At 67.5% G+C, this 898-nt stretch carries 2 protein-coding genes; one reads left to right on the top strand and one right to left on the bottom strand.

Going from position 1 to position 898, the window contains the following annotated elements; translation table 11 throughout:
- The coding region (locus tag AC1DCG_RS25075) for a cation:dicarboxylate symporter family transporter (protein ID WP_477031485.1) at positions 1–303 on the top strand (303 nt) is incomplete at its 5' end.
- A 430-nt stretch (positions 304–733) separates the two neighbouring features.
- Here the strand turns inward: AC1DCG_RS25075 and AC1DCG_RS25070 are convergent.
- A partial coding sequence (locus tag AC1DCG_RS25070; protein ID WP_477031453.1) for an EF-Tu C-terminal domain-related protein occupies positions 734–898 on the bottom strand: 165 nt, incomplete at its 5' end.

Genomic DNA, 898 nt, shown 5'->3' with positions numbered 1-898 from the left:
GTGGCCATGCTGTCGTCCAAGGGCGCGGCCGGCGTCACCGGCGCGGGCTTCATCACCCTGGCCGCAACCCTCTCGGTCGTCCCCAGCGTCCCCGTCGCCGGCATGGCCCTGATCCTCGGCGTCGACCGCTTCATGAGCGAGTGCCGCTCACTGACCAACTTCATCGGCAACGCCGTCGCCACCGTCGTCGTCGCCCGCTGGGACAAGGCGCTGGACCCCGCCGCGCTCGAGGCGGCCCTGAACGACCGCTCGCCGCCGCCGGCGATCCCGGCGACCGATCCGGCGCTGCAGGATATCGACTGAAAGATGCTCCCCCCGAAGGGGGAGCTGTCGCGGAGCGACTGAGGGGGAAGGGACTGCTGGGCTCCGGGCGCACTGACGTCACCAGATGCTTCCCCCTCCGGCCCTCCGCGACACCTCCCCCTGTGGGGGAGGATCTTGGATCTGCGGACCTCCCCCTGTGGGGGAGGCGATCGCGTCAGCGATCGGTGGGGGGAGTTGGCGCGACCTCGGCCGACGCTCGGGAAGCTGAAAACGGCCCCCCTCCGGTCTTCGGCCGCCTCCCCCTGTGGGGGAGGTTCCCAGAGGGCGAGGATCAAAAGAAAAGGCCCCGGAGGTTTCCCTCCGGGGCCTTCGCTTTGTCAGCCGAAGCTAAGAAGCGTCGATTACTCGACGATCTTGGCGCGCCAGAAGCGCATGCGCTTCTGGCCTCTAAGCCTTGTCGTGAAAATCGTTATTCAACGATTTTCGCGACGACGCCGGCGCCGACGGTGCGGCCGCCTTCACGGATGGCGAAGCGGAGCTTCTCTTCCATGGCGATCGGGGTGATCAGCTCGACGTCCAGCTCGGCGTTGTCGCCCGGCATGATCATTTCCACGCCTTCGCGCAGCTTGATGAT

Source organism: Caulobacter sp. 10L414 (genome assembly GCF_056395525.1).
This window is presented reverse-complemented; position numbering and strand designations above follow the sequence as displayed.